Origin of the sequence: Cohnella sp. (assembly GCF_041641335.1) — a bacterium.
Taxonomy (GTDB): Bacteria; Bacillota; Bacilli; order Paenibacillales; family Paenibacillaceae; genus Cohnella.
The window spans coordinates 60,567-85,958 of the sequence record NZ_JBEPYQ010000007.1 but is presented as its reverse complement, the minus strand read 5'-3'; the positions used below and the strand labels follow the sequence as shown (position 1 = coordinate 85,958).

Annotated in this window: 21 protein-coding genes; 16 read left to right on the top strand and 5 right to left on the bottom strand. The window is 57.9% G+C overall.

The genetic code is table 11. From position 1 onward, the window contains the following. The first annotated feature begins 18 nt into the window (after positions 1-18). The 4 genes from ACESLM_RS03855 (at position 19) to gyrA (ending at position 6,880) form a co-directional block, all read left to right on the top strand. On the top strand, positions 19-984 hold the full coding sequence (locus ACESLM_RS03855; RefSeq protein ID WP_372630050.1) for an ABC transporter ATP-binding protein: 966 nt from the start codon (positions 19-21) through the stop codon (positions 982-984). Beyond that, positions 977-1,966 carry an ABC transporter permease gene (locus ACESLM_RS03850; protein ID WP_372630049.1) on the top strand — a complete coding sequence of 330 codons (990 nt, stop codon included), beginning with the start codon at positions 977-979 and terminating at the stop codon, positions 1,964-1,966. The genes ACESLM_RS03855 and ACESLM_RS03850 overlap by 8 nt, the downstream gene beginning before the upstream one ends. 58 nt (positions 1,967-2,024) lie before the next feature. Then, positions 2,025-3,998: a DNA topoisomerase IV subunit B gene (gene parE, locus ACESLM_RS03845; protein WP_372630048.1), complete on the top strand. Its 1,974-nt coding sequence runs from the start codon at positions 2,025-2,027 to the stop codon at positions 3,996-3,998. 386 nt (positions 3,999-4,384) lie between these two features. After that, positions 4,385-6,880: a DNA gyrase subunit A gene (gyrA, locus tag ACESLM_RS03840; protein ID WP_372630047.1), complete on the top strand. Its 2,496-nt coding sequence runs from the start codon at positions 4,385-4,387 to the stop codon at positions 6,878-6,880. Here the strand turns inward: gyrA and ACESLM_RS03835 are convergent. Beyond that, on the bottom strand, positions 6,877-7,056 hold the full coding sequence (locus ACESLM_RS03835; RefSeq protein ID WP_372630046.1) for a hypothetical protein: 180 nt from the start codon (positions 7,054-7,056) through the stop codon (positions 6,877-6,879). The genes gyrA and ACESLM_RS03835 overlap by 4 nt on opposite strands. Positions 7,057-7,249: 193 nt before the next feature. On the opposite strand from ACESLM_RS03835, the gene ACESLM_RS03830 reads away from it, so the two are divergent. Next, positions 7,250-7,750 carry a MarR family winged helix-turn-helix transcriptional regulator gene (locus ACESLM_RS03830; protein ID WP_372630045.1) on the top strand — a complete coding sequence of 167 codons (501 nt, stop codon included), beginning with the start codon at positions 7,250-7,252 and terminating at the stop codon, positions 7,748-7,750. A gap of 249 nt (positions 7,751-7,999) precedes the next feature. Here ACESLM_RS03830 and ACESLM_RS03825 read toward each other — a convergent pair whose 3' ends face one another. The 3 genes from ACESLM_RS03825 to ACESLM_RS03815 all read right to left on the bottom strand — a co-directional run bounded on the left by ACESLM_RS03825 (position 8,000) and on the right by ACESLM_RS03815 (position 10,962). Continuing rightward, positions 8,000-9,283 (bottom strand): CapA family protein, encoded by a 1,284-nt coding sequence (locus ACESLM_RS03825; protein WP_372630044.1) that lies wholly within the window; start codon positions 9,281-9,283, stop codon positions 8,000-8,002. Positions 9,284-9,291: 8 nt separating this feature from the next. Further along, positions 9,292-10,161 carry a class I SAM-dependent methyltransferase gene (locus ACESLM_RS03820; RefSeq protein ID WP_372630066.1) on the bottom strand — a complete coding sequence of 290 codons (870 nt, stop codon included), beginning with the start codon at positions 10,159-10,161 and terminating at the stop codon, positions 9,292-9,294. Positions 10,162-10,227: 66 nt separating this feature from the next. After that, a complete protein-coding gene (locus ACESLM_RS03815; protein ID WP_372630043.1) occupies positions 10,228-10,962 on the bottom strand; it encodes a response regulator transcription factor in 735 nt (244 codons plus the stop codon). Positions 10,963-11,135: 173 nt separating this feature from the next. Between ACESLM_RS03815 and ACESLM_RS03810 the strand changes: the two genes are divergently transcribed. Next, the gene (locus ACESLM_RS03810) at positions 11,136-13,238 is read left to right on the top strand and encodes a sensor histidine kinase (protein ID WP_372630042.1); all 2,103 of its coding nucleotides are present in this window, start codon (positions 11,136-11,138) and stop codon (positions 13,236-13,238) included. A gap of 20 nt (positions 13,239-13,258) precedes the next feature. On the opposite strand, the gene ACESLM_RS03805 is transcribed toward ACESLM_RS03810, so the two are convergent. Then, positions 13,259-13,606: a helix-turn-helix domain-containing protein gene (locus ACESLM_RS03805; protein WP_372630040.1), complete on the bottom strand. Its 348-nt coding sequence runs from the start codon at positions 13,604-13,606 to the stop codon at positions 13,259-13,261. 226 nt (positions 13,607-13,832) lie between these two features. Between ACESLM_RS03805 and ACESLM_RS03800 the strand changes: the two genes are divergently transcribed. From ACESLM_RS03800 to ACESLM_RS03755, 10 genes are all read left to right on the top strand, one after another. Continuing rightward, positions 13,833-14,102, top strand: coding sequence for a hypothetical protein (locus ACESLM_RS03800; RefSeq protein ID WP_372630039.1), 270 nt, complete (start codon positions 13,833-13,835; stop codon positions 14,100-14,102). Positions 14,103-14,253: 151 nt separating this feature from the next. Beyond that, positions 14,254-15,522 carry a serpin family protein gene (locus ACESLM_RS03795; RefSeq protein WP_372630038.1) on the top strand — a complete coding sequence of 423 codons (1,269 nt, stop codon included), beginning with the start codon at positions 14,254-14,256 and terminating at the stop codon, positions 15,520-15,522. Between the two features lie 61 nt (positions 15,523-15,583). Next, positions 15,584-15,934, top strand: coding sequence for a metal-sensitive transcriptional regulator (locus ACESLM_RS03790; RefSeq protein ID WP_372630037.1), 351 nt, complete (start codon positions 15,584-15,586; stop codon positions 15,932-15,934). Between the two features lie 171 nt (positions 15,935-16,105). Next, entirely contained in the window at positions 16,106-16,309 is a 204-nt protein-coding gene (locus tag ACESLM_RS03785) for a cation transporter (protein WP_372630036.1), read from the top strand. 30 nt (positions 16,310-16,339) lie between these two features. Continuing rightward, positions 16,340-18,778 (top strand): heavy metal translocating P-type ATPase, encoded by a 2,439-nt coding sequence (locus ACESLM_RS03780; RefSeq protein WP_372630035.1) that lies wholly within the window; start codon positions 16,340-16,342, stop codon positions 18,776-18,778. Between the two features lie 45 nt (positions 18,779-18,823). Next, positions 18,824-19,648 (top strand): hypothetical protein, encoded by an 825-nt coding sequence (locus ACESLM_RS03775; RefSeq protein ID WP_372630065.1) that lies wholly within the window; start codon positions 18,824-18,826, stop codon positions 19,646-19,648. Between the two features lie 26 nt (positions 19,649-19,674). After that, positions 19,675-19,944, top strand: coding sequence for a hypothetical protein (locus ACESLM_RS03770; RefSeq protein WP_372630034.1), 270 nt, complete (start codon positions 19,675-19,677; stop codon positions 19,942-19,944). Between the two features lie 491 nt (positions 19,945-20,435). Beyond that, positions 20,436-22,283 carry a cache domain-containing sensor histidine kinase gene (locus ACESLM_RS03765; RefSeq protein ID WP_372630033.1) on the top strand — a complete coding sequence of 616 codons (1,848 nt, stop codon included), beginning with the start codon at positions 20,436-20,438 and terminating at the stop codon, positions 22,281-22,283. Beyond that, positions 22,255-23,859 (top strand): helix-turn-helix domain-containing protein, encoded by a 1,605-nt coding sequence (locus tag ACESLM_RS03760; protein ID WP_372630032.1) that lies wholly within the window; start codon positions 22,255-22,257, stop codon positions 23,857-23,859. The genes ACESLM_RS03765 and ACESLM_RS03760 overlap by 29 nt, the downstream gene beginning before the upstream one ends. 227 nt (positions 23,860-24,086) lie before the next feature. Beyond that, positions 24,087-25,370: an ABC transporter substrate-binding protein gene (locus ACESLM_RS03755; RefSeq protein WP_372630031.1), complete on the top strand. Its 1,284-nt coding sequence runs from the start codon at positions 24,087-24,089 to the stop codon at positions 25,368-25,370. The last annotated feature ends 22 nt before the right edge of the window (positions 25,371-25,392 follow it).

Sequence of the window (25,392 nt, the reverse complement as noted above, 5' to 3'; positions counted from 1 at the left end):
GGAGAAAGGGGATCACCGATGGGAGAGCAGGAGAAGGAAGTCGTATTGTCGGTACGGGGGCTGAAAAAAAGAATCGGGCGCAAGCCGATCATTCGCGACGTCTCCTTCGACGTCAAGGCGGGGGAGATATTCGGGTTTCTGGGACCGAACGGCTCGGGGAAGACGACGACGATCCGCATGCTTGTCGGCCTGATCAAACCGACGGACGGGGACATCCTCGTCTGCGGGGAGAACGTCCGCACGCATCCGGACAGAGCGCTCGCGCATATCGGCTGTATCGTGGAAAATCCGGAAATGTACGGCTTTATGACCGGATGGGAAAATCTTGCTCACTTCGCCCGAATGCAGCCTGGAATTCCGGAGTCGCGCATTGCCGAAGTGGTGGAGATCGTCGGACTCGACCACCGAATCCACGACAAGGTGAAAACCTATTCGCTCGGCATGAGGCAGCGGCTGGGCATCGCCCAGGCACTGCTGTGCAAGCCCCGGCTGCTCATTCTGGACGAGCCGACGAACGGTCTCGATCCGAAAGGAATCAAGGAGCTGCGCGAGTTTATCCGCATGCTGGCGGAGAGCGGCATGAGCCTGTTCATTTCGAGCCACCTGCTCAGCGAGATCCAGCTCATGTGCGACCGTGTGGCGATTATCGCGCACGGCGAAGTCATCGCCGTCGGCGAGGTGGAGCAGCTCGTCTCGCAGGCGGGCGCGTACACGGTGTGGCAGGTCGATCGGCCGGAAGAAGCGAAGCGGATGTTCGCCGACGGTTCGGACATCGGGCTCGTGCCGGAGGAGGAGCATCGGATCGACGAAGCGCTGCTGTCCGCGTTGGACGAGCCGATCGTCACCGTCGTGGACGAGAGCCGAGTCGCGGACTGGGTGAGCCGACTTGTGGCGTCCGGCGTCGGCATCGCATCGGTGCAGCGCGTCGCTCCCTCCTTGGAGGAGCTATTCCTGAAGCTGACGGAGGGGGAGAAAATTGACTAATCTGCTGGCGCTCATTCAGAACGAGTCGTTAAAGGTATGGAAGAAGAAACGGTTCGCGGTCGTCGTGCTTATCCTGCTCATCTTGATCCCCGTATTCGTCTATGCCCAGATGAAGATCGCGCAGAACAGCGCCGACAAGTTCCGGACGGATTGGCGGGCCGAGCTGCAGAGCCGGATTACCGACAATACGAACGCCCTGAGCAGCGACCGGATTCCAGAGGAATGGAAGCAGTGGCGCAAGGCGCTTGTTCAGCAGCTGCAATATTATCTCGATCACGACATCAATCCCGAGTCTCCGAACGGGGTCACGTTTACCCGCAGGTTTATGGATAACGCGGTGAGTCTGTTCATCCCGCTCATGGTGTTGGCGATCGCTTCGGATCTCGTCTCCTCGGAGCGTTCGACGGGGACGATCAAGATGCTGCTGACGCGGCCCGTGCGAAGATGGCGAATTTTATTTTCCAAATTAGCGACACTGACCTTATACGTTTCTCTTATTCTCGTGACGACAGTCGCGCTCTGCTACCTGATCTCAGGCCTCGTGTTCGGCTACGGAGGCTGGGGAGAACCGGTGTTCGTCGGGTTCCGGGTTCAGGGCGCGGACGTGGATACGTCGAATGTCCATGCCGTCACGCAGGGCGTGTACCTGCTGATGCAGGCGGGGCTCATCTGGTTCGCCGCCATGGTGGTGGCCGTGATCGGACTGATGGTATCGGTGCTCGTGCGCAGCACGGCGGCGAGCTTCGTGACGATGATGGCGACGATCATCTCGGGCACGATTTTGGCCAACATGGCCTCTTCCTGGAAGTCGGCGAAATATTTGTTCAACGTCAACCTGGAGCTGTCCGCTTATTTGCGGGGAACGCCGCCTCCGATCGAGGGCATGTCGCTCGGATTTTCGCTCGCCGTACTGGCGATCTGGGGCGCTGCGTCGATTATCGTTTCGTTCGCCGTCTTTACGAAGCAAGACATCTTGAATTAGAATAAACGAAGCGCGTTTATGAGCATAAGCGCAAGAGATTACGCAAGGAGGTCCGTTCGTGACCGAACAACTGGATATTTTCACTGAATCCGCCGCGCAGGCGGGAAGTGAATACAGCGCGGATGATATTCAAATTTTAGAAGGGCTAACCGCTGTTCGCAAAAGGCCGGGCATGTATATCGGCAGCACGACGACGTCGGGTCTGCATCATCTGTTGTGGGAGATCGTGGACAACGCCGTGGACGAGCATCTGGCCAAGTTTTGCTCGCGCATCGACGTCACCGTTCATGCGAACAACTCCGTTACGGTCATCGACAACGGGCGGGGCATTCCGACGGGCATGCACAAGAGCGGCATCCCGACGCCTCAGGTCGTCTATACGATCCTGCATGCGGGCGGCAAATTCGGCGGAGGCGGCTATAAGAAGTCCGGCGGGCTGCACGGGGTAGGCGCTTCGGTAACGAACGCCTTGTCCGAGTGGCTGGAAGTCGAGATTTACCGCGATGGAAAAATACATAAGATGAGATTCGAGACGTGGGTCGACGACAAAGGCGTGGAGCATGTCGGAGAACCCGTGACGGGGCTGGATGTGACCGGAAATACGAACCGCACCGGCACGAAGGTGACGTTCAAGCCCGATCCGAAAGTGTTCCACGGCAACGTCAGCATGAACTACGACACCTTGTCGGAACGGCTGCAGGAAATCGCGTTCCTCAACTCCGGACTGAAGGTCAACATCAAGGACGAGCGCAGCGGCAAGTCGGACTCGTTCCATTACGAAGGCGGCGCGCGCCAGTTCGTGCAGTTCCTGAACGAAGAGAAATCGGTGCTGCACGATGTCATCCATTTTGCGGCGGAGAAGGACGACATCGAGGTCGAGATCGCGCTGCAGTACAACGACGGCTATACGGAGACGATCGCATCGTTCGTCAACGCCATTCCGACGAGGGGCGGAGGCACGCACGAGACGGGCTTCAAAACCGCCTACACTCGGGTGATGAACGAATATGCGCGCAAGACGGGACAGCTGAAGGAGAAGGAAAAAAATCTCGAAGGCAACGACCTGCGCGAAGGCATGATGGCGGTCATCAATATTAAAATGTCCGAGGTCGAATTCGTCGGCCAGACGAAGGACCAGCTCGGGAGCGCTTCTGCGCGCGGCGCGGTCGACGCCGTCGTGACGGACAAGATGACCGTATTTCTGGAAGAGAATCCGCAGGTAGGCCAACTGCTGATCCGCAAGTCGATTCAGGCTTCCAAGGCCCGGGAAGCGGCGCGCAAAGCGCGCGAGGAAATCCGCAGCGGCAAGAAGCGCAGCGAGAGCCCGAGCCTCGGCGGCAAGCTGTCTCCGGCCCAGTCCAAGGACAGCTCTCGCAACGAGCTGTTCATCGTCGAGGGCGATTCCGCGGGCGGATCGGCCAAGCAGGGCCGGGATTCGAAGTACCAGGCCATTCTGCCGCTTAAGGGCAAGCCGATGAATCCGGAGAAATCCAAGCTCGTCGACATTCTGAAGAACGACGAGTACAAGGCGATTATCTCGGCGATCGGAGCGGGCATCGGCTCGGAGTTCGACGTCGAGGAATGCAACTATTCCAAGATCATTATTATGACCGACGCCGATACGGACGGCGCGCACATTCAAGTGCTGCTGCTTACTTTCTTCTACCGGTACATGAAGCCGCTGATCGACGCGGGCAAGGTGTTCATCGCCCAGCCGCCCCTCTACAAGATCACGAGAAAGTCGGGCAAGCTGGAGACGGTGCGCTACGCCTGGACGGACGAGCAGCTGAGCGTCTTCACGAAGGAGCTCGGCAAGGGCGCCGAGCTGCAGCGGTACAAAGGCCTGGGAGAAATGAACCCCGACCAGCTGTGGGAGACGACGATGAACTACGAGACGCGCACGTTCCTGCAGGTGCAGATCGAAGACGCCGCCAAGGCGGAGCGCCGCGTGTCGACGCTGATGGGCGACAAGGTCGACCCTCGCAAACGCTGGATCATCGAGAACGTCGATTTCACGGAGTACGAGGAGTAGTCTTGCGAGCGGGTGGGAGGGTTAGCGGTCTGTTGGACCGTTCACTGGGCCAGAACCGACGCGAAGGCGCAGTAACGGTCTGTTAGGCCGTTAACCGGGCTAGAATCGGCGCGAAGGCGTAGATAACGGTCTGCTAGGCCGTTAACCAGGCTAGAATCGGCGCGAATGCGCAGTAACGGTCTGTTAGGCCGTTAACCGGGCTAGAACCGGCGCGAAGGCGTAGATAACGGTCTGCTAGGCCGTTAACCGGGCTAGAACTGCGCAAACACAGAAATAGCGGTCTGTCGGACCGCTAATAAACCGCACATCATCGGGACATTGTTGAACTAACGGTCTGCGAGAGCGATATCCCGGTGCGTGTGCCCCAGAACTAGGAGGCAGTAGCAGTGAGCCTACTTGAGAACTTTTTGCCGGCGTTTCTGGAGGAGGTCGTAGGAGACCGCTTCGGACGCTATTCTAAATACATTATCCAGGACCGCGCCATTCCGGATGTCCGCGACGGCCTGAAGCCGGTGCAGCGCCGCATTCTGTACGCGATGTACGAGTCGGGCAACACGCCGGACAAGCCTTACCGGAAGTCGGCCAAGACGGTCGGCGACGTGATGGGGAACTACCACCCTCACGGCGATTCCTCGATCTACGAGGGCATGGTGCGGATGGCCCAGCCATGGAAAATGGCGCACATGCTCGTCGACGGGCACGGCAACTGGGGATCGATGGACGACGATCCGCCGGCGGCGATGCGGTATACGGAGGCGCGTCTGTCTCCGATTTCGATGGAGCTGCTGCGCGATATCGAGAAGAGGACGGTGCTGTTCAAGGACAACTTCGACAACACGGCCAAGGAGCCCGTCGTTCTTCCGTCGCGTTACCCGAATTTGCTCGTGAACGGCGTATCCGGCATATCGGCCGGCTTCGCCACGGAAATCCCGACGCATAATCTGCGCGAGATCATCGATGCGTGCGTCGCCGTCATGAACAAGCCGGACATTACGGTGCAAGAGCTGATGGACACCGTGAAAGGTCCTGATTTTCCGACCGGCGGCATCATTATGGGCGCGGACGGCATTCGCGAGGCTTACGAGACGGGCAAAGGGAAAATCCATATCCGCTCCAAAACCGCGATCGAAGAGATGCGAGGCGGCAAGCAGCAGATCGTCATTACGGAAATTCCGTACCAAGTCGTCAAGTCGAAGCTCGTGAACGCCATCGACAGCCTGCGGATGGAGAAGAAGGTCGAGGGCATCGCCGAAGTGCGGGACGAGAGCGGCCGGAACGGCCTGCGCATCGTCGTCGAGCTGAAGAAGGATGCGGACGCGGAAGGCATACTCGCTTTCCTGCTGAAGAAAACCGACCTGCAGACGACGTACAACTTCAACATGGTCGCGATTGTGAACAAGGCGCCGCGCCAACTCGGCCTTAAGCAGATTCTTGACGCGTACATCGAGCACCAGAAGGAAGTCGTCACGCACCGCACCCAATACGATCTGGAGAAGGCGGAAGACCGCGCGCACGTGCTGGAAGGGCTCGTCAAGGCGCTGAACCTGCTCGATCAGATCATCGAGACGATCAAAGCTTCGAAAAACCGTCAAGACGCGCAAAACAATCTGGTCGCCAAGTTCGGCTTCACCGAGCGCCAAGCGGACGCCATTCTCACCTTGCAGCTCTATCGGCTGACCAATCTCGAGATTACCCAGCTCGAGAAGGAGCATGCAGACACCCTTAAGAAAATCGCCCAGTTGCGCGCCATTCTGGATAGTCCGCGCAAGCTGCTGAGCGTCATTAAGGACGAGCTGGCGGAAATCCGCAACAAATACGGCATCGACCGCCGCTCCGTCATTCAGGGCGAAGTGGAAGAGATCAAGGTCAACCTGGAAGTGATGGTTCCGGCGGAAGAAGTGCTCGTGACGCTAAGCCGCGAGGGCTACATTAAGAGGACGAGCCTTCTGTCGTTCACGCGATCCGGCGGAGAGCTCGAAAGCGCGGGCGTGAAGGAAGGCGACGTCATTCGCTGGAGTCTCGGAGTCAACACGCTCGACCCGCTGCTGCTCTTCACGCAGAAGGGCCACTACTACTTGCTGCCGGTTCACCAAATTCCGGAGTTCAAGTGGAAGGACACGGGGACGGCGATCGTGAACGTGCTTCCGCTTGCCAAAGACGACCGCATCGTCGGCGTCGTGCGCGCCAAGAGCGCGGAGCTGACTCCGCCGGTAGACGGGAAGGAAGACGCAGAGACGTCCGGGCCGATGCTTGTGTTCGTAACGAAGCGGGGACAAGTGAAGCGGACGCCGCTCGTCGAATACGCCACGACGCGAAGCATGGCGATTGCCGCCTGCAAAGTGGCGGACGGGGACGAGATCGTGAAGGTGATGCGTTCGGACAGTCCGGACGATCTGCTGCTCGTGACCGAGCAGGGGATGAGCATCCGGTTCAACCGCGAGGAAGTCAGCGTGCAGGGCCGCGTCGCCGGAGGAGTAAGAGGCATTATGCTGAAAGAGGGCGATCAGCTGACGGACGCTCTGTTCGTCGCGGAGGACGAAGGAGAGGTTCTCGTTCTGTCCGACTACGGCTATGCGAAGCGCACCCTGCTGCTCGATTATCCTCAGCAAGGCCGCGGGGGCAAGGGCATTCAGACGTTCGAGTTCAAAGAAGGCAAACGCGTCCGTCCGAACGGCACGAAGCTGGTCGCCGCGTTCCATGTCAGGGAAGCGGTCAGCCTGCTCGCCTTGACGGCGAGCGGGGCCGTATCGGAATTTTCCTCGGAGAGCTCTCCGATCGAAGACAGACGCGGGCAGGGCAAGCTGATGATTCCCGTCGACCGGGGGGACACGCTGGCCGAAGCCTTCGTCAAGCCGCTCTCGACGCAAGCCGGGTCCGCTTAATCGTAAGGGCCGGAACCGTTCGGTTCGGTACGGTCTATCCATCGCAACAGCATATCCAAGACGACCCACAGGGGCACCGGTTCATTGAGCCGTTCGAGCCACTGGGGGTCTTCTATTAGTCCGGCATCCTGGGCCATTTGGCCGATCATTTTGATTTTCGTTTCGTTAGAGGACATGGACAGCGCCTCCTCATGGCCGTTTCTCCGCTTTTACCCATATTTCGTAACCAGTATATGTCGCCGTTTGTCGTCATGTTCTCGATCGTGCGGATTCATGTCGTAAATATTTAATTGCATTAAACTATCTTTCGACATAGACGGTGAGTATAATAAAGGAGAAGGCAATGTTCGGGAAGGAAGGGGCGTACCTATGGATAATGCGGCGGAATTTGTGAAAAGCTGGACGAAGCTCACGAAGGATTGGAACGCGCGGATGGAGACGGAGCTGGCTCCGCAACTGACGGCGGGGCAACTGGAAGTGCTGGAGCTGTTGCAAGCGCACGAGCCGATGAAGCCGTCGGACCTGCTACCCCATTTGGAGACGACTCCCGCCGCAATTACGACGCTGCTCGATCGCATGGAGAGGGCGGGGCTGGTCGAGAGAAACCGGGACGAAGGGGATCGCAGAATCGTTTGGGTGACGATGACCGAGCTAGGACGTTCCGAAGTCGAGCGCGGCATCGCTGTTCGCTCGGCGATCGTGAACGAATCTCTGGACCGGATTTCCACTCACAATCGCCAACTGCTCGTCTATCTGATCGGCAAAGTGTCGGGCACCAGAGAAGCGCGAACGTCAGAACGGAAAACGAATGCCGACAATGAAGCGGCGGAGCCGGCCGGCGAATCGGCGGCTGCCGAATCGGTCGTATAGGGCGGGGACGGGCTGTCGTAACGGCGAGAGAGCCGGTGGAGTAACGCAAGGCGAGCCGTTGAATCGGCCAAGAAGCCGGAGAGCAAGCACGAGGCAAACTGTCGAAACGGCCAAGGAGCCGGTAGTGTAAACGCAGGAACAGCTATCGGTAGCTAATGAAACAGCGCAAGTTCTCGGAGACCTATCGTCTGTCCGGAACTTGCGCTGTTTTTTGTTGGTTGAAGCTTATTGGGAGCCGAAGGCCCGTCGTCAACCCGAGACGAGCTTGCGGAGATGCTTGTGAATGCCCGTCTGCATCGTGCGCATCTTCTCGTAATCTTTGGACGTCAGTTCGGAGAAGCTGCGCAGCTTCAGTTCGGTCTGAAGAGGAATAACCGTATAATGCCGTTTCTTGTTCTTCCAGACGATATGAACCCAGGTCGGTTCGGTCGTGATTTCGTTCCATTCCATCTCGACGGTTCCGTCCGGATGGGCGGTTTTCGTCATGCGCACGCCGAAGATGACGCCGACGTCCTTCCAGCTGCCGGTCTGGTTGGAGATGAAGTTTCCGAGCGAGTAGATGACGATCCCTTTGCGGGGAGTACCGTCGAAGCTTTCCTCGGCGGGAACGGAAATTTCCTCGTACGGCTGTACGACGTGAGGATGCGAGCCGAGAATGAGATCGGCCCCGCACCGGATCAACTCCTTGGCCAGAGCGGTCTGTTGGGAGTTCGGCATGCGCTGGTACTCGACTCCGAAGTGAAGGGAGACGGTTACCGCGTCGACGTCGGACTGCCTCAGCTTCGCGATGTCGCGCTTGATGACGTCGAGGTCGATCAGGTTGACGGCGTATTCTTTGCCCGAAGGAATCGGAATGCCGTTCGTGCCGTACGTGTAGGAGAGGAAGCCCATGCGAATGCCGTTCCTCTCCTCGATGACTTCGCGATCCCGTGCCTCAGCGCTTGCCGCGGTTCCGAACGGAACCAGCCCGGCTTTGCGCACGGTCGCCAGCGTCCTCTCCACGCCGGGAACGCCGCGGTCGAGCGAATGGTTGTTGGCGGTCGAGACCAGCTGAATGCCGGCGCTTCTGACCGCTTTGGCCAGCTCGTCGGGGGCGTTAAAGCGCGGGAAGCCGGTAAACTTCAAATCCTTGCCTGCGATCGGCGTCTCCAGGTTGCCGATGACCCAGTCTCCGCGCTCCAAAATCGGTTTTACTTGCGAGAACCACGGAGTGAGGTCATAGCTGTCGCTGGCTTTGTCGTAATAGGCGGGAAGCTGCGGCATGTGCACCATGATGTCCCCGACGGCCAGCAACGTCGCTTCCGTGACCACAGGCTCCGCAGGCAGCTCGAGAGACGGCGTTTCCGGCGAGCCGGAAGCCGTTGCAGAGGGAGCCGGGGAAGAGGCTGTCTTCGACGGAGCCTGTTCCGAAGAGGGCGGCAGCGCACGGGAAGAATCGTTCGTACAGGACGTAAGAACGATCGCCAGCAAGCTTATGCCGAGCAGGGAGGCACACCTTCTGCCCCAAATCGAATCGTTAATCTGATGTGTCAAGCCTTTCGTCAACTCCCGCTTTCCCAACGTCCGTAGATGCCGCAGGGCAGCGTCATGCCGCTGCGCGTAATCGGCAGCCCGACTTCCCCGCTATCGAGCGAACCGCCGAACTTGCGCTTGAAGCTGAGCTCGAGCAGATTGCTTAATACGGTAGGGGAGAATCCGGTCGTATACGAATTAACGAGCACGAACAACGGCTTGTCGGAGAGGATGGACATGCACGTCTCCAGGAACGGGAACAAGTTTTCTTCAAGCTTCCACGTTTCCCCGTTAGGTCCGCGTCCGTAAGACGGAGGGTCCATGATGATCGCTTCGTACTGGCGCTCTCTTCTTTGCTCCCGTTGGACGAACTTGAAGACATCGTCCGTGATGTAGCGGATCGGAGCGGACCCTAGTCCGGACAGCTCGGCATTTTCCTTCGCCCATTGAACCATGCCCTTGGCGGCGTCCACGTGGCAGACTTCCGCCCCGGCGGAAGCGGAGGCGACCGTCGCGCCTCCCGTATACGCGAACAAGTTCAGCACGCGGATCGGTCGTCCGGCTTCGCGGATTTTGTTCATCATCCAGCTCCAATTGACCGCTTGCTCGGGGAACAGGCCGGTATGCTTAAAGTTCGTAGGCTTGATATGGAACTTAAGCGGGCCGTACGCAATGCTCCAGCGTTCCGGCAACGAGCGCTTGTAGGTCCATTGTCCGCCGCCGCTGCTGCTGCGGTGGTAATGGCCGTCCGCCTGCTTCCAGTCTGCGTTCTCGGACTTCAGCGGCCAAATAATCTGCGGGTCGGGGCGCCGCAGAACGACGTCTCCCCAACGCTCGAGCTTCTCTCCGTTGCCGGTGTCGAGCAGTTCGTAATCTTGCCAATCTTGCGCCAATCGCATCATCGTTCAACTTCCTTTTGTCGTCTATTTATGGTGAGTTCAAAAAGTCCGGTTTTCAGCTTTAAGTTATGAGGTCTGTTCCTCGCAGTTCTCCGCAGGGCAGAACCGGTAGCCGAAGCCGCGTACGGTCTGAATCCAGCGGGGACGAGCGGGATCGCTCTCCAGCTTCTTCCTGAGATTGCTGACGTGCACCATCAGCGTCCGCGTATCGCCCATGCTGTCCGTCTGCCACACTCTGCGGTACAGCTCCTCCAGCGGAAATACCCGCTTTGGGGATTTGGCCATGACGCTGAGCAGTTCGAACTCCTTGGCCGACAACGAGAGCAGTTCGCCGTTCAAGCGAACCTCCATGCTGAGAAAATCGATGTCCAGCCCCGGGAAGCTGAGCGACGAGGCTTGCTCCTCCGGATTTCGTTCCCGCGTTCTGCGCCTGCGGATGTGCGCCTGAATTCTCGCGACGAGCTGGCTCGGGCTGAACGGCTTCGTAATATAATCGTCCCCGCCTTCGGACAACGCGCGAATGATGTCCCGGTCTTCCGACTTGCAGCTGAGGAACAGGATCGGCACGTCCGCGCAAGGTCCTTGCCGCAGCATGCGGCACACCTCGATGCCGTCCATGCGTCCGAGCGAGACGTCGAGCAGGATCAAGTCGGGCTGAAGCGTCTCCGCCGTCCGGAGAGCCTGCGTCCCGTTGTCGGCCGCGTATACGTCGAACCCCGCTTTTTGCAAATAGAGGGCGATCAACTCGGTAATTTCCTGCTCGTCGTCGACGACGAGGACGGTTGCTTCGTAGCTGGTCATCATAATCCTCCGTGCGAAGGTCTTAATTCTCGAAGAGGAGAACCGATTTTGTGAAAACACTCCAATCGTCTTATTATAACGAAAGCGTTGACGAGGAATCAATGCACCGTTACAATGACGTTCGAAACGTATTCGCACCGGACCGACATCGATCAATAAAGGGAGAGGGAATCGTGGCGTCGCGAAAAGCGGAAATGTCGATCAGGCGATGGTATACGTATGCGGCGGCTTTGGCGATTATCGCGCTGCTGTCGGTCGGGGCGGCAGGATGCGCGTCTTCTTCGCGAGGAAGCATGGCGGAGCCGGTCGCCGCCGGAGGGGTCATCGACTTGACCCAGTGGCCTTGGAACGAAGAGGGAACCGTCCCTCTGGACGGCGAGTGGGGCTTCCGGTGGCTGGAGCGCGGGGAAGAGACCGGCTTGAAGCCGGCGTATCGGGATACGACGCTGAACATGCCCGGAACGTGGGGCGCGGTCGAGCCCGGCGACGGAAAATCGCTGGACGACATCGGCTACGGCGAATATCGGTTGACGATACTGCATCGCCCCCAGAGCGGGATGATGGCGATTCGGCTGCCGAACATTTCGACGTCTTACGAGCTTTACATCGGGGACAAGCTTGTGCAATCGCGCGGGCATCCCGACGTCTCGGCGCGTCTGACGATTCCTCGTCAGGTGCCTGCGACCGTCCACTTCGGCGCGGGAGGAGAACGAACGGAGCTGAAGCTTGTCGTCGCCAACTACGACCACCGGCACGGCGGCGTCCGCACGTCGATCCTGATGGGCACGTCGGAGCAAATCCAGCGATTACAGCTCAGGCATGCCGCTCAAGAGTTGATTATTATGGGCTGCCTGCTCATGATCGGCTTTTATCATCTCGGGCTGTATATTTTGCGGCGGAAGGAAACCGCGAACGTGATGTTCGCCTTGCTCTGCCTATGCGTCGGGCTGAGGACCGGCCTGATCGGCGAAGGTTTTATTGTCAGATGGCTGCAGGGCATGAGCTGGGGGACGGCGATCCGGCTCGAGTATGCGGCGTTCGTCATGGCCGCCTGGGCGGGCTTCGCCTACTTCCGCAAGATGTATCCGCTGGAAATCCCGAAGATGTGGTTCAAAGCCGCGACCCTCGTCGGCGCCGCGCTTATTCTTGTTGCGTTCGTTACGCCGACGCTGTCTTTTACATCGTGGCTCATCGTTAACCAGATCTACGTGCTCCTGTTCAGCGCGCGAGTTCTGGTCGGCTTGGTCGTATCGGCCCACCGGAAGCGGGAAGGCGCGATGCTCGCGCTGATCGGCGTCGCCGGCCTTGTCGTAACGATCGTCAACGACATTCTGTTCTACAACGGATGGTCCCGTTCGGTCGATATGCTCCCGTTCGGCCTGCTGTTCTTGATCATCATGAATTCGTTCATCATTTCGCTCAGGTTTTCGTTGACCTACGACAGGGCGGAGAGGATGTCGGCGCAGCTGATCGAATGGAACAGCTCGCTGGAGGAAAGAATCGAGGAGCGGACGGAGGAGCTGCGGCGCTCTTACGTTACGCTGGAGGAAGCGAAAGTCGAGCTGGAGAGGATGGAGCATTCGCGAGCCCGTCTCGTCAGCAACATTTCTCACGACTTGAGGACGCCGATCACGCTGCTGCGCGGCTATCTGGAGGCGCTCAGAGACGACGTCATCTCGGAACCGGAACAGCGCGACAAGACGATCCGGTCGATGCTGTCGAAGGTCGAAGGCCTCAATTCCCTCATCCAGGACCTATTCGACTTGTCTTTGCTGGAAGCCAGGAGGCTGGAACTGTCGCTGGAGAATATTCCTTTGTCGTACTGGCAACAAAGGATAACGGAACAATACGGCTTGGAGATGCAGGGCAAGGGCATTCGCTTTCGCTGCGAGCGGATCGGCGAATCCGCTCCCGATACGATCGTGGCGGTCGATATCAGGCAGATGGACCGCGTGTTCGCCAACCTGCTGTACAACGCCATTCGCTACACGCCGGAAGGCGGCGAGATCGTACTGTCGCTGCGGACGTTGCCGGAAACCGGCGGGGTGGAAATTCTGGTCGCCGACAGCGGCCCCGGAATCGAGCCCGCCGACGTGCCCCGAATTTTCGACCGGTACTATCGGAAGGGCGATTCCGGATCTTCCGGTTCGGGAGGCGGCGGATTGGGACTTGCGATCGCGAAAGAAATCGTCGAATTGCACGGCGGACGAATCGACGTCCGTAATTCCGAAGGCGGCGGGTGCGTCTTCCGCATTGAGCTTCCGGCGCGTCGCTAGGGCGTGTATGCATACACGCCCTAGCCGCTGTTGTCCGCTCGCTGCTCCCGGCTCATGAAATCCGAAATCAGGGAGATGGATTGCTTGCGCTGCTCGTGGCTCATTCGCCGGAACAGCTTCAGAATTTCTCCCGAATCCGGAATTGCGGGCGAATCCGCGGAAGGATTCGGCTGCGTGCCTCCGATTACGTAATCCAGCGAAACGTCGAAGAACGCGGCAAGCTTGATGAGAGTTTCATAGACAGGCTGTCTATTGTTAATCTCGTAATGGCTGTAGGCGGAGCGGGTGATGCCGATATGGCGCGCCACTTCTTCTTGCGAGATTTTGCGCTGCAATCGCAGCTCGCGCAATCTGTCTCCCATAGTCATTCGTCATATCTCCTTGATCAGAAATAGAGTGATCTAAATTAAATTTATGATACAAAATGTATCGTGTCAAGAGGAAGAGGAAACGTTTTCTTGAGAAATCGGTGCAAATCAGGCGGAATATAATAATTTTCAGCTCGCATTCAGCTACAATAAGGGTATAATTTAAAAAAAGATACAAAATGTAACATTTTGAAGCTTGATTCATTGCTGATGAGGAGGTGACGGCATGAAGGCAACTATACTTAGCGCGAAAATGACCCGGGACGAGGAGAACGGATACGTCGGCCTCATTCGCTTCGAGATCGAAAACCACAAGCAAGGCTACGAAGTGACGATTCAAAGCGACAATGGGAAAAACAATTGGAGCTATGCGCTGAATTTCAGCGACCGATCCGGCAGCGAAGAGGAAATTCAGGCGGTGGACGAGAGGTTGGAGGAGGACGACGCGTTCTTCGAACAATTCGTCATCGCGGCGAAGAACGCTCTTGTCGAATAGATCGCATTCCCGCAGCAGGGCCTTTCCGCAGCGCATCCAAGGATGAGCGGGATGGCCCTGCTGCGGTTTGCCGGACTCTCCGATTTTCGCTGAGCTGCAACTTCTTTCTTCCAGGGAACGTCATGTTCAGTAAAGAAATGGGGGATGAGACGTGCGCAAAACGGCTATCGGTTTAGGTATGGCGGCGGTAATCGCCTGCTCGGGCTGCGGGAATTCGGGTGCGGGGAACAATCCGGACTCGCCGGGCGAAGAGAGGCGGGAGAGCGCGTATATGGCCCAAGACGTCGATTCAAGCCTCGTGCAGGCTTCCAACGGGTTCGGCTTGTCGCTGATGGAGAAGCTGATGGCCGAGCGTCCGGAACAGAACGTGCTGCTGTCTCCGTTAAGCGTGTCTTCCGCGTTGGCGCTAACGACGACGGGCGGAGCGGGTAAGACGGGGGAAGAAATGCGGGAGGCGCTGGGGCTCGGCGGGAAAACGAACGACGAGATCGGGGAAGGCTATCGGGTGCTGCTCGATCTGCTTCGTCATCCGGGAGAAGAGGGCATCCGGACGAACGTCGCCAACTCGTTGTGGTTGAATGAAGGCAAGCCGTTCCTGGACGAATTCGTCGGCAGGAGCCGGGACGACTTCGGAGCGGAGGTCGAGCGGGTAGACTTCGCCGCACCGCAAACGCTGCGAACGATGAACGAATGGGTGGAAAATGCGACCGAGGGCAAAATCAAGCAGATGCTGGAGAGCGTGGAGGCGGATGCGGCTATGTACGTGCTGAACGCGGTTTATTTTAACGGCGCATGGACGACCCCGTTCAACCCGAACCGGACGAAGGACGGTCTCTTCCGAGTCTCTCCCGACGAGACGGTGTCGGTGCCCATGATGAGCGGCGGGGGCCGTTACCTCTACGCGAAGAAGGACGGCTACGAAGCGATCCGGCTCCCTTACGGGAAACGCGAGTCGGCCTATATGGCCGTTCTGCTGCCGGACGAAGACGTCGCGTTGTCCGAATTGGCGGTTCGGCTGGCGGAGAATCCGGGTCTGCTGACGGAATCGTACGAAGCGCGGCTAGGAAGCATCGAAATTCCCCGGCTTCGCTTGGAGTATTCCGAAGATCTGGTCGACTCGCTGCGGCGGGCGGGAATCTCGGAAGCGTTCGAACCGGACCGCGCGGAATTCTCGGCGATGGCGCCCGAGCCGCCGAACTTGTTCATCAGCAAGGTTACGCACCGGGCCACCCTCGCCATGGACGAGGAAGGCACCGAAGCGGCAGCGGCGACGGTGGTGGAGATGCTTGCCGGGGCGGCGCCTCCGGAGGAGCCGTTCGAAATGAAGGCAGACAGGCCGTTTATCGCTGCGATTGTAGACGGCGGCACGGGCTGCGTTCTGTTCGCGGGAGCGGTGTTCGATCCGGCCGGAGGGCGGTAACGGGATTTACTTTTATAGGGGATGGGAGTATATTAGGAGAAAAGGAAGGAGGTCGATCCGCATGGATGCGTCGACGGAACAACTGGAACACGGGACGGAGGACGGAGCGGAATGCTGCTCGGACGGAAGCTCGGTTCGCAAGAGCCATCACTCCGACAAGGTGAAAAACAGCCTGGTCAGCCGCCTCAACCGGATCGAAGGCCAAGTGCGCGGACTCAAGGGACTGATCGAGAAGGATACGTACTGCGACGACGTGCTCAACCAAATCGCCTCCATCCAATCGGCGTTAAACGGAGTAGGGAAGCTGCTGTTCGAGAATCATATGAAGAGCTGCGTCGTAGAACGAATTCAGGAAGGCGACATGGACGTCATCAACGAATTGATGACGACGATGAACAAAATGATGAAGTGACACGAAACGGGCAGCGGCGGCGCTGCTCTTTTTTATCCCCGGAAGGCAATAGTCGCATTAGCTTTCAATATAGGGTACCCTGGTATTCTAAAAATAGATATTGACTACATATAGGGTAGAGGGGTATACTAGCGTCAGAAATCAAAATCATATCCGAAAGGTTGATGAAACATGGCTAAAACCATTTTGAAAGTCGAAGGCATGAGCTGCCAGCACTGCGTAAATTCCGTCGAAGGCGCGCTCAAGGAGATCGGAGCGGAAGGAACCGTCGATCTGAGGAGCGGGTCGGTCGAAGTGACTTATAACGAAAGCAGCACGACCGTCGACAAAATCAAAGCGGCGATCGAGGATCAAGGATACGACGTAAAGTCATAATCGGCTTGCGCGACTAAGGAGTGAGCGACAGTGGAAACGACGGCGACGAGCGATACGAAGCAGACGTCTTTGCAAATTACCGGCATGACGTGCGCGGCATGCGCCAACCGGATCGAAAAGGGACTCGGCAAGCTGGAAGGCGTCACGGCCGCCAACGTCAACTTCGCGGTCGAGCAGGCGAGCGTCACTTACGATCCGGCGAAAGTCGGCATCGAACGAATGGAGGAGACGATCCGCAAGCTGGGATACGACACCGCCAAGGAGGTCGCGCAGTTCAAGCTGGAAGGCATGACGTGCGCGGCGTGCGCTAACCGGATCGAGAAGGGACTGGCGAAGCTTCCCGGCGTAACGGGCCTTACCGTCAACTTCGCGCTCGAATCCGCCCGCGTAGAGTTCAATCCAGGGAGCGTCTCGGTCGGCGATATTCAGGGCAAGGTCAAACAGCTCGGCTACCGGGCGATCGTCCGGCAGGAAGACGCGAACGCGGAGGATCGGCGCGCCAAGGAAACCCGGAAGCAGAAAAACAAGCTGATCTTGTCGGCCGTTCTGTCGCTGCCGCTGCTGTGGAGCATGGTCGCCCACTTCTCGTTCACCTCCTGGATCTACTTGCCGGAGCTGTTCATGGAGCCGTGGTTCCAACTGCTTCTTGCCGCTCCGGTGCAATTCTACGTCGGCAAACCGTTCTACGTCGGAGCGTACAAGGCGCTTCGGGGCGGCGGCGCGAATATGGACGTGCTCGTGGCGCTCGGCACCTCGGCCGCGTTCTTCTACAGTCTGTACCTGACGATCGACTGGTATGCCGCAGCCGGCATGCAGCATCACGGTCCGGCGCTGTACTACGAGACGAGCGCGATTCTGATTACGCTGGTCATTATGGGCAAGCTGCTGGAATCCCGGGCCAAAGGCCGCACTTCGGAGGCGATCAAGTCGCTGATGGGCCTGCAGGCCAAAACGGCGCTCGTCGTACGCGACGGACAGGAGCTGACGGTGCCGGTCGAAGAGGTGCTGGCGGGAGACATCGTGCTCGTTCGTCCGGGAGACAAAATTCCGGTGGACGGGGAAGTAATGGAGGGCGTATCGTCCGTTGACGAATCGATGCTGACCGGCGAGAGCCTGCCCGTCGGCAAGAAAGCGGGCGACGCCGTAATCGGAGCGACGATCAACAAGAACGGCGCGCTTCGCGTAAAGGCGACCAAGGTCGGCAAAGACACGGCGCTGGCCCAGATTATCAAGGTTGTCGAAGAGGCTCAAGGCTCCAAGGCGCCGATTCAGCGGGTGGCAGACGCGATCTCGGGCATCTTCGTGCCGATCGTAGTCGGCGTAGCCATTGCGGCTTTCCTCGTCTGGTACTTCTTCGCCGCGCCCGGCGATTTCGCCGAAGCGCTGGAGAAAGCGATCGCGATTCTGGTCATCGCTTGCCCTTGCGCGCTTGGCCTTGCCACGCCGACTTCCATTATGGCCGGATCGGGCCGCGCAGCGGAGCTGGGAATTCTGTTCAAAGGCGGCGAGCATCTGGAGCAGACGCACAAAGTCGACACCGTCGTTCTGGATAAGACGGGCACGGTGACGAACGGCAAGCCGGAGCTGACCGACGTGATCGCGGTCGGCGACGAAACGGAATTTCTCCGTCTCGTCGGAGCCGCGGAGCTCCAGTCCGAGCACCCGCTCGCGGAAGCGATCGTCGCTGGCATCGGGCAGAGGAACATCCGCATCGCCGCGGCCGAATCGTTCGAAGCGATTCCCGGCTACGGCATTCAAGCCGAAGCGCAGGGCAAACGGGTTCTCGTCGGAACGCGCAGATTGATGGAGCGTTATAACGTGGATGCAAGCGAGGCGTACGAGACGATGTCGCTGCTGGAGGAATCCGGCAAGACGGCGATGCTCGCGGCGATCGATAACCGCTATGCAGGGATGGTCGCGGTAGCCGACACGATCAAGACAACGTCCGCCGAAGCCGTTCGCAAGCTGAAGGATATGGGCATCGAAGTCGTGATGATTACGGGCGACAACGAGCGGACGGCCAAGGCGATCGCCGCCCAGGTCGGCATCGACCGCGTGCTGGCCGAAGTGCTCCCGGAAGGGAAGGCGGAGGAAGTGCGCAAGCTGCAAGCGAGCGGCAAGAAGGTGGCGATGGTCGGCGACGGCATTAACGACGCCCCGGCGCTGGCGACGGCGGACATCGGGATGGCGATCGGGACCGGGACGGACGTGGCGATGGAAGCCGCCGACGTCACGCTGATGCGCGGGGATTTGTCCAGCATTCCCGACGCCATCTACATGAGCCGGAAGACGATGAGCAATATCCGGCAAAATCTGTTCTGGGCGCTCGGCTACAATACGCTGGGCATCCCGATCGCGGCGGTCGGCTTGCTCGCGCCGTGGGTCGCGGGAGCGGCGATGGCGCTGAGCTCGGTGTCGGTCGTGCTGAACGCGCTTCGCCTGCAGCGCGTCAAAATCAAACGCGCCTGATCGATCCCAACGGCAATTTAGGAAACGGAGTGATCGTGCTTGAGAATGAATAGACGCATCATGCTGACGATTGCGAGTACGCTTGTCGCGGCAGCGCTGCTCGCCTCCTGCGGCAAGTCCGGCGAAAGCCGGCACGCTTCCGGGCATGGAGGGCATGACGAGCCGAACGCGGCGAGGGAGAGCGGCCTGCAGGCTTCGTTCGACTTCGCCGCCGGCCGGGCGGCTGCCAACGAAGAGACGGAGCTGACCATTCGCATTACGGACCGGCAGGGAACTCCCGTGGACAAGTATGAAGTCAACCACGAGAAGCTGCTTCATCTGATCGTCGTGGATCACGACTTGGCTTACTTCGACCATATTCACCCCGATTACCGGGGAGACGGGGAGTTCGCGGTAACGACCGCTTTTCCGTCGGGCGGACAGTACAAGGTGTTCGCGGACTTCATCCCCGAAGGCGGCAAAAACTTGACGCTGAGCGAATGGGTGACGGTGGAAGGCGAGGAAGCGGCTCATGTCGAGCTTAAGAAGGACGAGCGGCTCGTTCGCTCGACAGACGGCAAGGAAATCGAGCTTGCGCTTGACGAGGTCAAGCCGGGCAAGGACGTCAAGCTTTCTTTTACGATACGCGACGACAAGACGAAGGAGGCAATTGACGACCTCGAACCGTACCTGGGCGCCGTCGGCCACGTCGTGATCTTATCGTCGGATGCGGAGCAGTATCTTCACGTGCACCCGATCGACGAGAAAGCGACGGGACCGGTGGCCGAGTTCTCGACTTCTTTTCCGCATGCCGGCCTCTACAAAATATGGGCTCAATTCAAACACGAAGGCAAAGTGATCACCGTTCCGTTCGTCGTCAACGTCAAGTAACCGGCTTCGCAGGGAGGTCCGCAAGCTTGCCTCGCAGAGGGACGAGACGTCCAATCATTGAGCTGATCGAGACGATTCAGAAAGATACGATCGACGCTGCCGAGGCGATGAAGCTAAGCCTTCAAGAAGTGCAAGAAGGAGTAATCGCCGTTGGGGATGCAGAGCAGGCGTTTAAGGAAATCGTCGCGTCCACGGGCGAGGTATCCACACCGCCGCGGCGGCGGAGCAGCTTGCTCGAGCGGGGAGATAACCCGCTCGAGCAGACGTTGTCGGACATCGCCAAGGAATTGCAGTAGCTGGTCCGCCAGTTTGCGATCTGATTTCGCCAAGCGAAAAAAAACGACGACTGACCCATTGACATCCATCTGAGTGACTGGAGTCTCTCGGTGTAAAGCATGTACGAAAACAGCGATTGTTTTTTTCGTCATGGCTTGCCTGTCGAAGTTGCTCGCGTAACGGCCTCCCAGACCGCAAGGGAACTCGCCTTGGGAAGACCACCCCATTGGGTGTGCGCTGATGTGCGTTAATTGGTCAGTCGCAGAAAGAAAAAGCGCAAAGCAGAGCTTGCAAGACTGCTTGCGCTTTTTTCGTTCTGCAATTAGGTTTCCAACACTGTATTGGATACTCTCGCCACCATACCGTCGTTTGCAAAGAGACTTCAGCGATGACGGGGAGCGGAGTAATGAAAGCGTTGCCGAAAGCTCTTGTCTATTTTTTTATCCGCCCGTATACTTGGAGCACGCCTGTATGCGACAGTATCAGTCAAGTTTCGAGGGAGGGCGGCGACATGATCCAGGGCATTATGCAGAGCATTCGCAAAAAAATGATCGTCAGCTTTTTGGGCGTGATCGCGATGCCGCTGCTGTTGTCTATCTATATCTCGTATCGCAATTTCGCATCGGAGCTCGAACAAAGCTATATTACGAACAATAAGGTGATTTTGAAGCAGTTAACGAGCCGGATCGACGATTATTTCGCTCAACTGGAGAATATCGGGCTCACATTCTACTCCGACCTTTTGTTCTCCCCGGAATATCAGCTTGCGGACACCTCGTTTAGTCAGCATAACCTGAAGCTTCGCAAGCTGATGAGCTTGTATCTTGCCCGCAAGGAAACCCATTCGGTCATGTTCTACACGCCGCTTAATCAGGAACTGTACGTGATCAATAAAGCGTTAAATACTTCGTTCTCCGGCGCTCATGCGATGGAAAATCGCGACTGGTATCTCAATGCGATGGAGACGCCTAACAAACTGATCGTGGAGTCCGCGCATCGTTTGACCGACTACCCGGCAGAGTACCGAATTCAGTCCAACGTTCCCGTCTTTTCGCTCAGCCGTCTGATCAAAGGCTACACGCCGGAGGTCGGCGTCCTGACGATCAACTATGAGCTGACCCAATTGCAGCGAATCGGCGAGGAGGGCATTCTTAATCTCGACGAGGAGCTTGGACTGTGGACGGAAGAAGGGGGACTGCTGTACAGCTCCAATCCGCATAGATCTGCTTTGCCGCCCGAGTTGCTCGAGCGTATCCGCGGCGATGGTAGGGAAGGAGGGTCTTTTCAATATGCGGAAGCGGGGACTGGGGAAGCCAAGCGGCTCGTCTATGCCCGCTCCGACCATAACGGTTATCTGCTGGCGAAGCTGATCCCGATGAATGTGATCGTCTCGCAGGCAGAGAAGACGAGGACGATCAATTTACTGATCGCATTGGGCATTATTTTGGTCTTGATCGCGACTATCGCGTTTATCTCGATCCGGCTGACGGGGCCTCTGATCAAGCTGAAGCGCCATATGGTCCTGGCGGGAGAAGGCAACTTCCAGATGCCGATTTCCATCTCTCAGACCGATGAGATCGGGCTGATCTCTCATGCTTACAATCGGATGATCCAGCAGATCGATACGCTGATCATCGAGAAGTACAGGATGAAGCTGGCGACACGAGAATCCCAGTGGAAGGCGCTGCAGGCGCAGATCAACCCCCATTTTATGTTTAATACGCTACAGACGATCGGAAGCGTAGCACTGGACGAAGGCAACGACGAACTGGTTCGCATGACGCACTCGCTGTCGGATATGCTGCGTTACAGCTTGAAACCGGGAGACCGGGCATCGCTGCGGGACGAAATACGCAACGTAGAGGATTATTTGTGGATTCAGACTTTCCGTTTCGAGGATAAGTTGACGTCGCGGATCAAGGCGCCGGACGAGGCGCTTCGCTGGTCGGTGCCGAAGCTGTTTCTGCAGCCGCTCGTCGAGAACGCTATTCTCCATGGCCTGGAGCCAGCGAAGCATCGCGGCGAGGTTGAGCTTCGGTGCAGTCTGGAGGGCGGGAGGCTTCGCATCGTCATCTCCGATAACGGCGTAGGGATCGCGCCTGAACGGTTGTCCCGGCTGCAGGAGACGCTCGATACTCCGGATGTACCGGAGAGGGCTGGCCAAGATCGGATCGGTCTGTTGAACGTCCGCCAACGGCTGCGGTTGATGTATGACCAGGGGGCTGAGATGCGGTTGCGAAGCATACCCGGGCAAGGAACCGAGGTGGATATCCGTTTGTCGGCGGAGCTTGCGAGCGCCGCCGAGCAGAAGGGCGAAGGGGGAGAGTCAGATGAAGTACAGCGCCATCGTGGCGGATGACGAGCGAAGAGTCCGCAGCGCGATTATCAAGCAGGGGGATTGGGACATGCACGGCATCCTGCTCGTCGGAGAGGTCCAGGACGGCGACGAGCTTATGGAGGCGGTCGGCCGCGAGCGTCCGGATCTCGTCCTGACCGACATGCGGATGCCAGGCTTAAACGGAGCGGAGTTGATCCGTACGCTGCGCATTCATTATCCCGAGGCACAACTGATCGTTATCAGCGGATACGACGACTTTGTCTACATGAAGCAGGCTATCGCCTCGAGGGTAGTGGATTACCTGCTCAAGCCAGTTCACCGGGAAGCGCTGAACGAGGCGCTTGATCAGGCGGTACGTGAGCTGGACGCGAGGCAAATGGAGAAGGATCGCGCGTTCCTCCTGCAGCGCAAGTTGAACGAAAGCTTGCCGCTGCTGGGCGAAGACGCGTTCCACCAGTGGTTGACCAGCACAAGAATCGGTGAGGAGGCGTTGCTGCGCAGTCTTGATCTTCCAACCGTGCCAGGGGATCCGGGGTTTACGGCTGTCGCTTGCGTCATGGACAATTTCGCGGAAGTGGCCGAGCGCCGTTTCCGCTCCAATCCTCACTTGCTGCAGTACGCCATCGTCAACATCGCCAACGAGCTGCTTTGCAACTGCGGCAAGAGCTTCCGTAGCCGTCAGCAGAACAGCGAACTGATCGTCATTCTGTACCGTCCGTTGTCCCGGAATGAACTTGGTGAACTGCTCGACAAGCTGAGGGGGCTGTTGCATCGGCTGCTCGACATTTTGGTGCTGATTGGCGTCGGCGATAGCCGGTCCAGTCCCCGGCAGCTTCGCGATTCTCTGAACGAGGCGCGAGCGGCGCTGTCATGGCTTCATGCGGGCGAGCAGCAGGAGCGCACGGCGTTCTACGACCTGCTGCATTTGCCCAAGCGTCCGGCGCGCCATCCGACGGACAGCGGCGAGAGACAGCTTGCCGCCGCGATGGATTCAGGCAGCCTGGCCTTTATCCGGCAAACGATAGAAGAGGTGTACGCGGAAGCTTCCCGGTCGGCTTGCATGAGCATCGCCAGCATCCGCAAGCTGAATGCCGACCTGCTCTACCAGTTGGAGAGGCTCGTCGATCAGATGGAGGACAAGCGGACCTTTCTCGCCGAACTGACGTCTCTGAGGCTCACGGCTGCGGCCGAACTAAACCTGAACTTCGTTCAGGCCTGCGCCGTGCAGTTTCTGGAATCCATCTCACGACTGGAAATCAAGCAGAGAACAGAGCGCAAGATTATCTACGACATTCGCGACTACCTCGAGCGGGAATACATGCGCAAGCATTCCCTGAAGGAGCTTTCCGACCGCTTTTATCTGAGCAAGGAATATATCTCCAAAATGTTCAAGGAGGAGTTCGGAACCAATCTGTTCGAATATCTGGCGAACCTGAAGATCGAGCGGGCCAAGCAGATGCTTACGGGCAGCGAGGCCAAATTGCGACAGATCGTCGACGAACTGGGCTTTAACGACGAAAGCCACTTCAGCAAAACGTTCAAAAAGCATACCGGTTGTCCTCCCAAGGCATACCGGGCACAGTTCAGATCGATATAGCTCAATAGCATGCTTTTGGCTCCGGTGCTCCGGAGCTTTTTTCAACGATTGCAGGCCGGTATGCCGAAGAAGAAACGGGAAGATTGTTCAATACGGTACAAGTGTTGTTCAAGCCGGTACATGTTTACTGAGGGTGAAAACGCGTACATTACAATTAGAGGTTCGGCGCGAAGCCTCTCCCGCAGAAGCTTGGCGGGGTGTATGAAAAAATGGAGAGGGGTTATCTCATGAGAAAGAGCTTGAAGTCTGTTCTGTTCGCATCCGCTGCGGGTATGCTGCTGCTGTCCGCTTGCGGGACAGCAGGGAAGGAAAGCGGAAGCGAAGCAACGGACAGCAAAGGCGCGGAGCCGGTAACGCTGAAGTTTCTGACCCAGGTCGTCGATTATCCGAAATACGAGGATCAGATCAATGAGGCGCTGCACAAGACGCATCCGAACATTACGGTGGAATTCGACCATGTATTCGACAACTACGATTCCGTACTGAAGACGAAGATTGCGACCAAGGACGCGCCCGATCTGTTTAACTATGCGGGATATTTGGCGATGAAGCCGTTCGCCGACGCGGATCAACTGCTTGATTTTACGGAGGACAAGATCGAAGAAGGCATTCTGCCGAATTTCCGTGAAGGCGGCAAGTATAACGGCAAGACATATGCGGTCTCCACCCAGGTGCTCGGTTACGGCCTGATCTACAACAAGCAGGCGTTCCGGGAAGCGGGCATTGCCGAGCCGCCCCGGACTCTGCCCGAGTTGAAGGAAGCGATCGACAAGTTGAACGAAATCGGCATTACTCCGTTCGCCTCGGGCTTCAAGGACGTTTGGCTCAGCTATCATATGTTCTGGGCGATGCAGGGCGCGACTTTGGACGACTTCCAACAGTTCTACGACGATATGAACGCTGGCAAGGCGAAAACCAAAACCGACCGGCTTGATAAGGCGTTCGAACTGTTCGATCTGTACAATGCGAACGACGGGCAAAATCCGCTGTCCAGTGATTTTTCCAACATGAGCCATTTGGTCGGAACCAAGAAGGCGGCAATGGCCATCCAGGGCGTCTGGTCCTACGAGGAGATGGTGAAGCTCGATCCGGATGTGGAGCTCGGACTCGCGCCGATTCCGGTGTCCGACGATCCGCAGGACGCGACGATGCTCGCCGACGGCGACGGATTTATCTATATCTCCAAGGATAGCAAACACCCCGAGGAAGCGAAGCAATTTTTGAAATGGATGGTGTCCAAAGATGGCGCCGAGGCTACGGTCGGCAGCATCCTGAAGCAGCAGTCGACCTCCGTGAGCAATTCCAAGACCGAGCTTAACGCGCTTAGTGCCGATGTTGCCAAATACATCGCGGACGGCGGCAAAACGCGCGGCTTTGTCATCAATTTCTGGCCGAGCGGTTTGGCCGACATCATCGGCAAGGAAATGCAGGATTATATCGCCAAGGGCAAGACGCGCGATCAACTGTTCGACAACATCGACGCTTCGTGGAAGAAACTGTATAAGCCATGAGCATAGGGTGATCGGAAAATGT

What these genes read in the sequence shown, in the direction of transcription:
- ACESLM_RS03855 (WP_372630050.1), top strand. Translation starts at nt 19, where the DNA reads ATGGGAGAGCAGGAGAAGGAAGTCGTATTGTCGGTACGGGGGCTGAAA.
- ACESLM_RS03835 (WP_372630046.1), bottom strand. Translation starts at nt 7,056, where the DNA reads ATGTCCTCTAACGAAACGAAAATCAAAATGATCGGCCAAATGGCCCAG.
- ACESLM_RS03830 (WP_372630045.1), top strand. Translation starts at nt 7,250, where the DNA reads ATGGATAATGCGGCGGAATTTGTGAAAAGCTGGACGAAGCTCACGAAG.
- ACESLM_RS03820 (WP_372630066.1), bottom strand. Translation starts at nt 10,161, where the DNA reads ATGCGATTGGCGCAAGATTGGCAAGATTACGAACTGCTCGACACCGGC.
- ACESLM_RS03815 (WP_372630043.1), bottom strand. Translation starts at nt 10,962, where the DNA reads ATGACCAGCTACGAAGCAACCGTCCTCGTCGTCGACGACGAGCAGGAA.
- ACESLM_RS03805 (WP_372630040.1), bottom strand. Translation starts at nt 13,606, where the DNA reads ATGACTATGGGAGACAGATTGCGCGAGCTGCGATTGCAGCGCAAAATC.
- ACESLM_RS03800 (WP_372630039.1), top strand. Translation starts at nt 13,833, where the DNA reads ATGAAGGCAACTATACTTAGCGCGAAAATGACCCGGGACGAGGAGAAC.
- ACESLM_RS03790 (WP_372630037.1), top strand. Translation starts at nt 15,584, where the DNA reads ATGGATGCGTCGACGGAACAACTGGAACACGGGACGGAGGACGGAGCG.
- ACESLM_RS03785 (WP_372630036.1), top strand. Translation starts at nt 16,106, where the DNA reads ATGGCTAAAACCATTTTGAAAGTCGAAGGCATGAGCTGCCAGCACTGC.
- ACESLM_RS03775 (WP_372630065.1), top strand. Translation starts at nt 18,824, where the DNA reads ATGAATAGACGCATCATGCTGACGATTGCGAGTACGCTTGTCGCGGCA.
- ACESLM_RS03765 (WP_372630033.1), top strand. Translation starts at nt 20,436, where the DNA reads ATGATCCAGGGCATTATGCAGAGCATTCGCAAAAAAATGATCGTCAGC.
- ACESLM_RS03760 (WP_372630032.1), top strand. Translation starts at nt 22,255, where the DNA reads ATGAAGTACAGCGCCATCGTGGCGGATGACGAGCGAAGAGTCCGCAGC.
- ACESLM_RS03755 (WP_372630031.1), top strand. Translation starts at nt 24,087, where the DNA reads ATGAGAAAGAGCTTGAAGTCTGTTCTGTTCGCATCCGCTGCGGGTATG.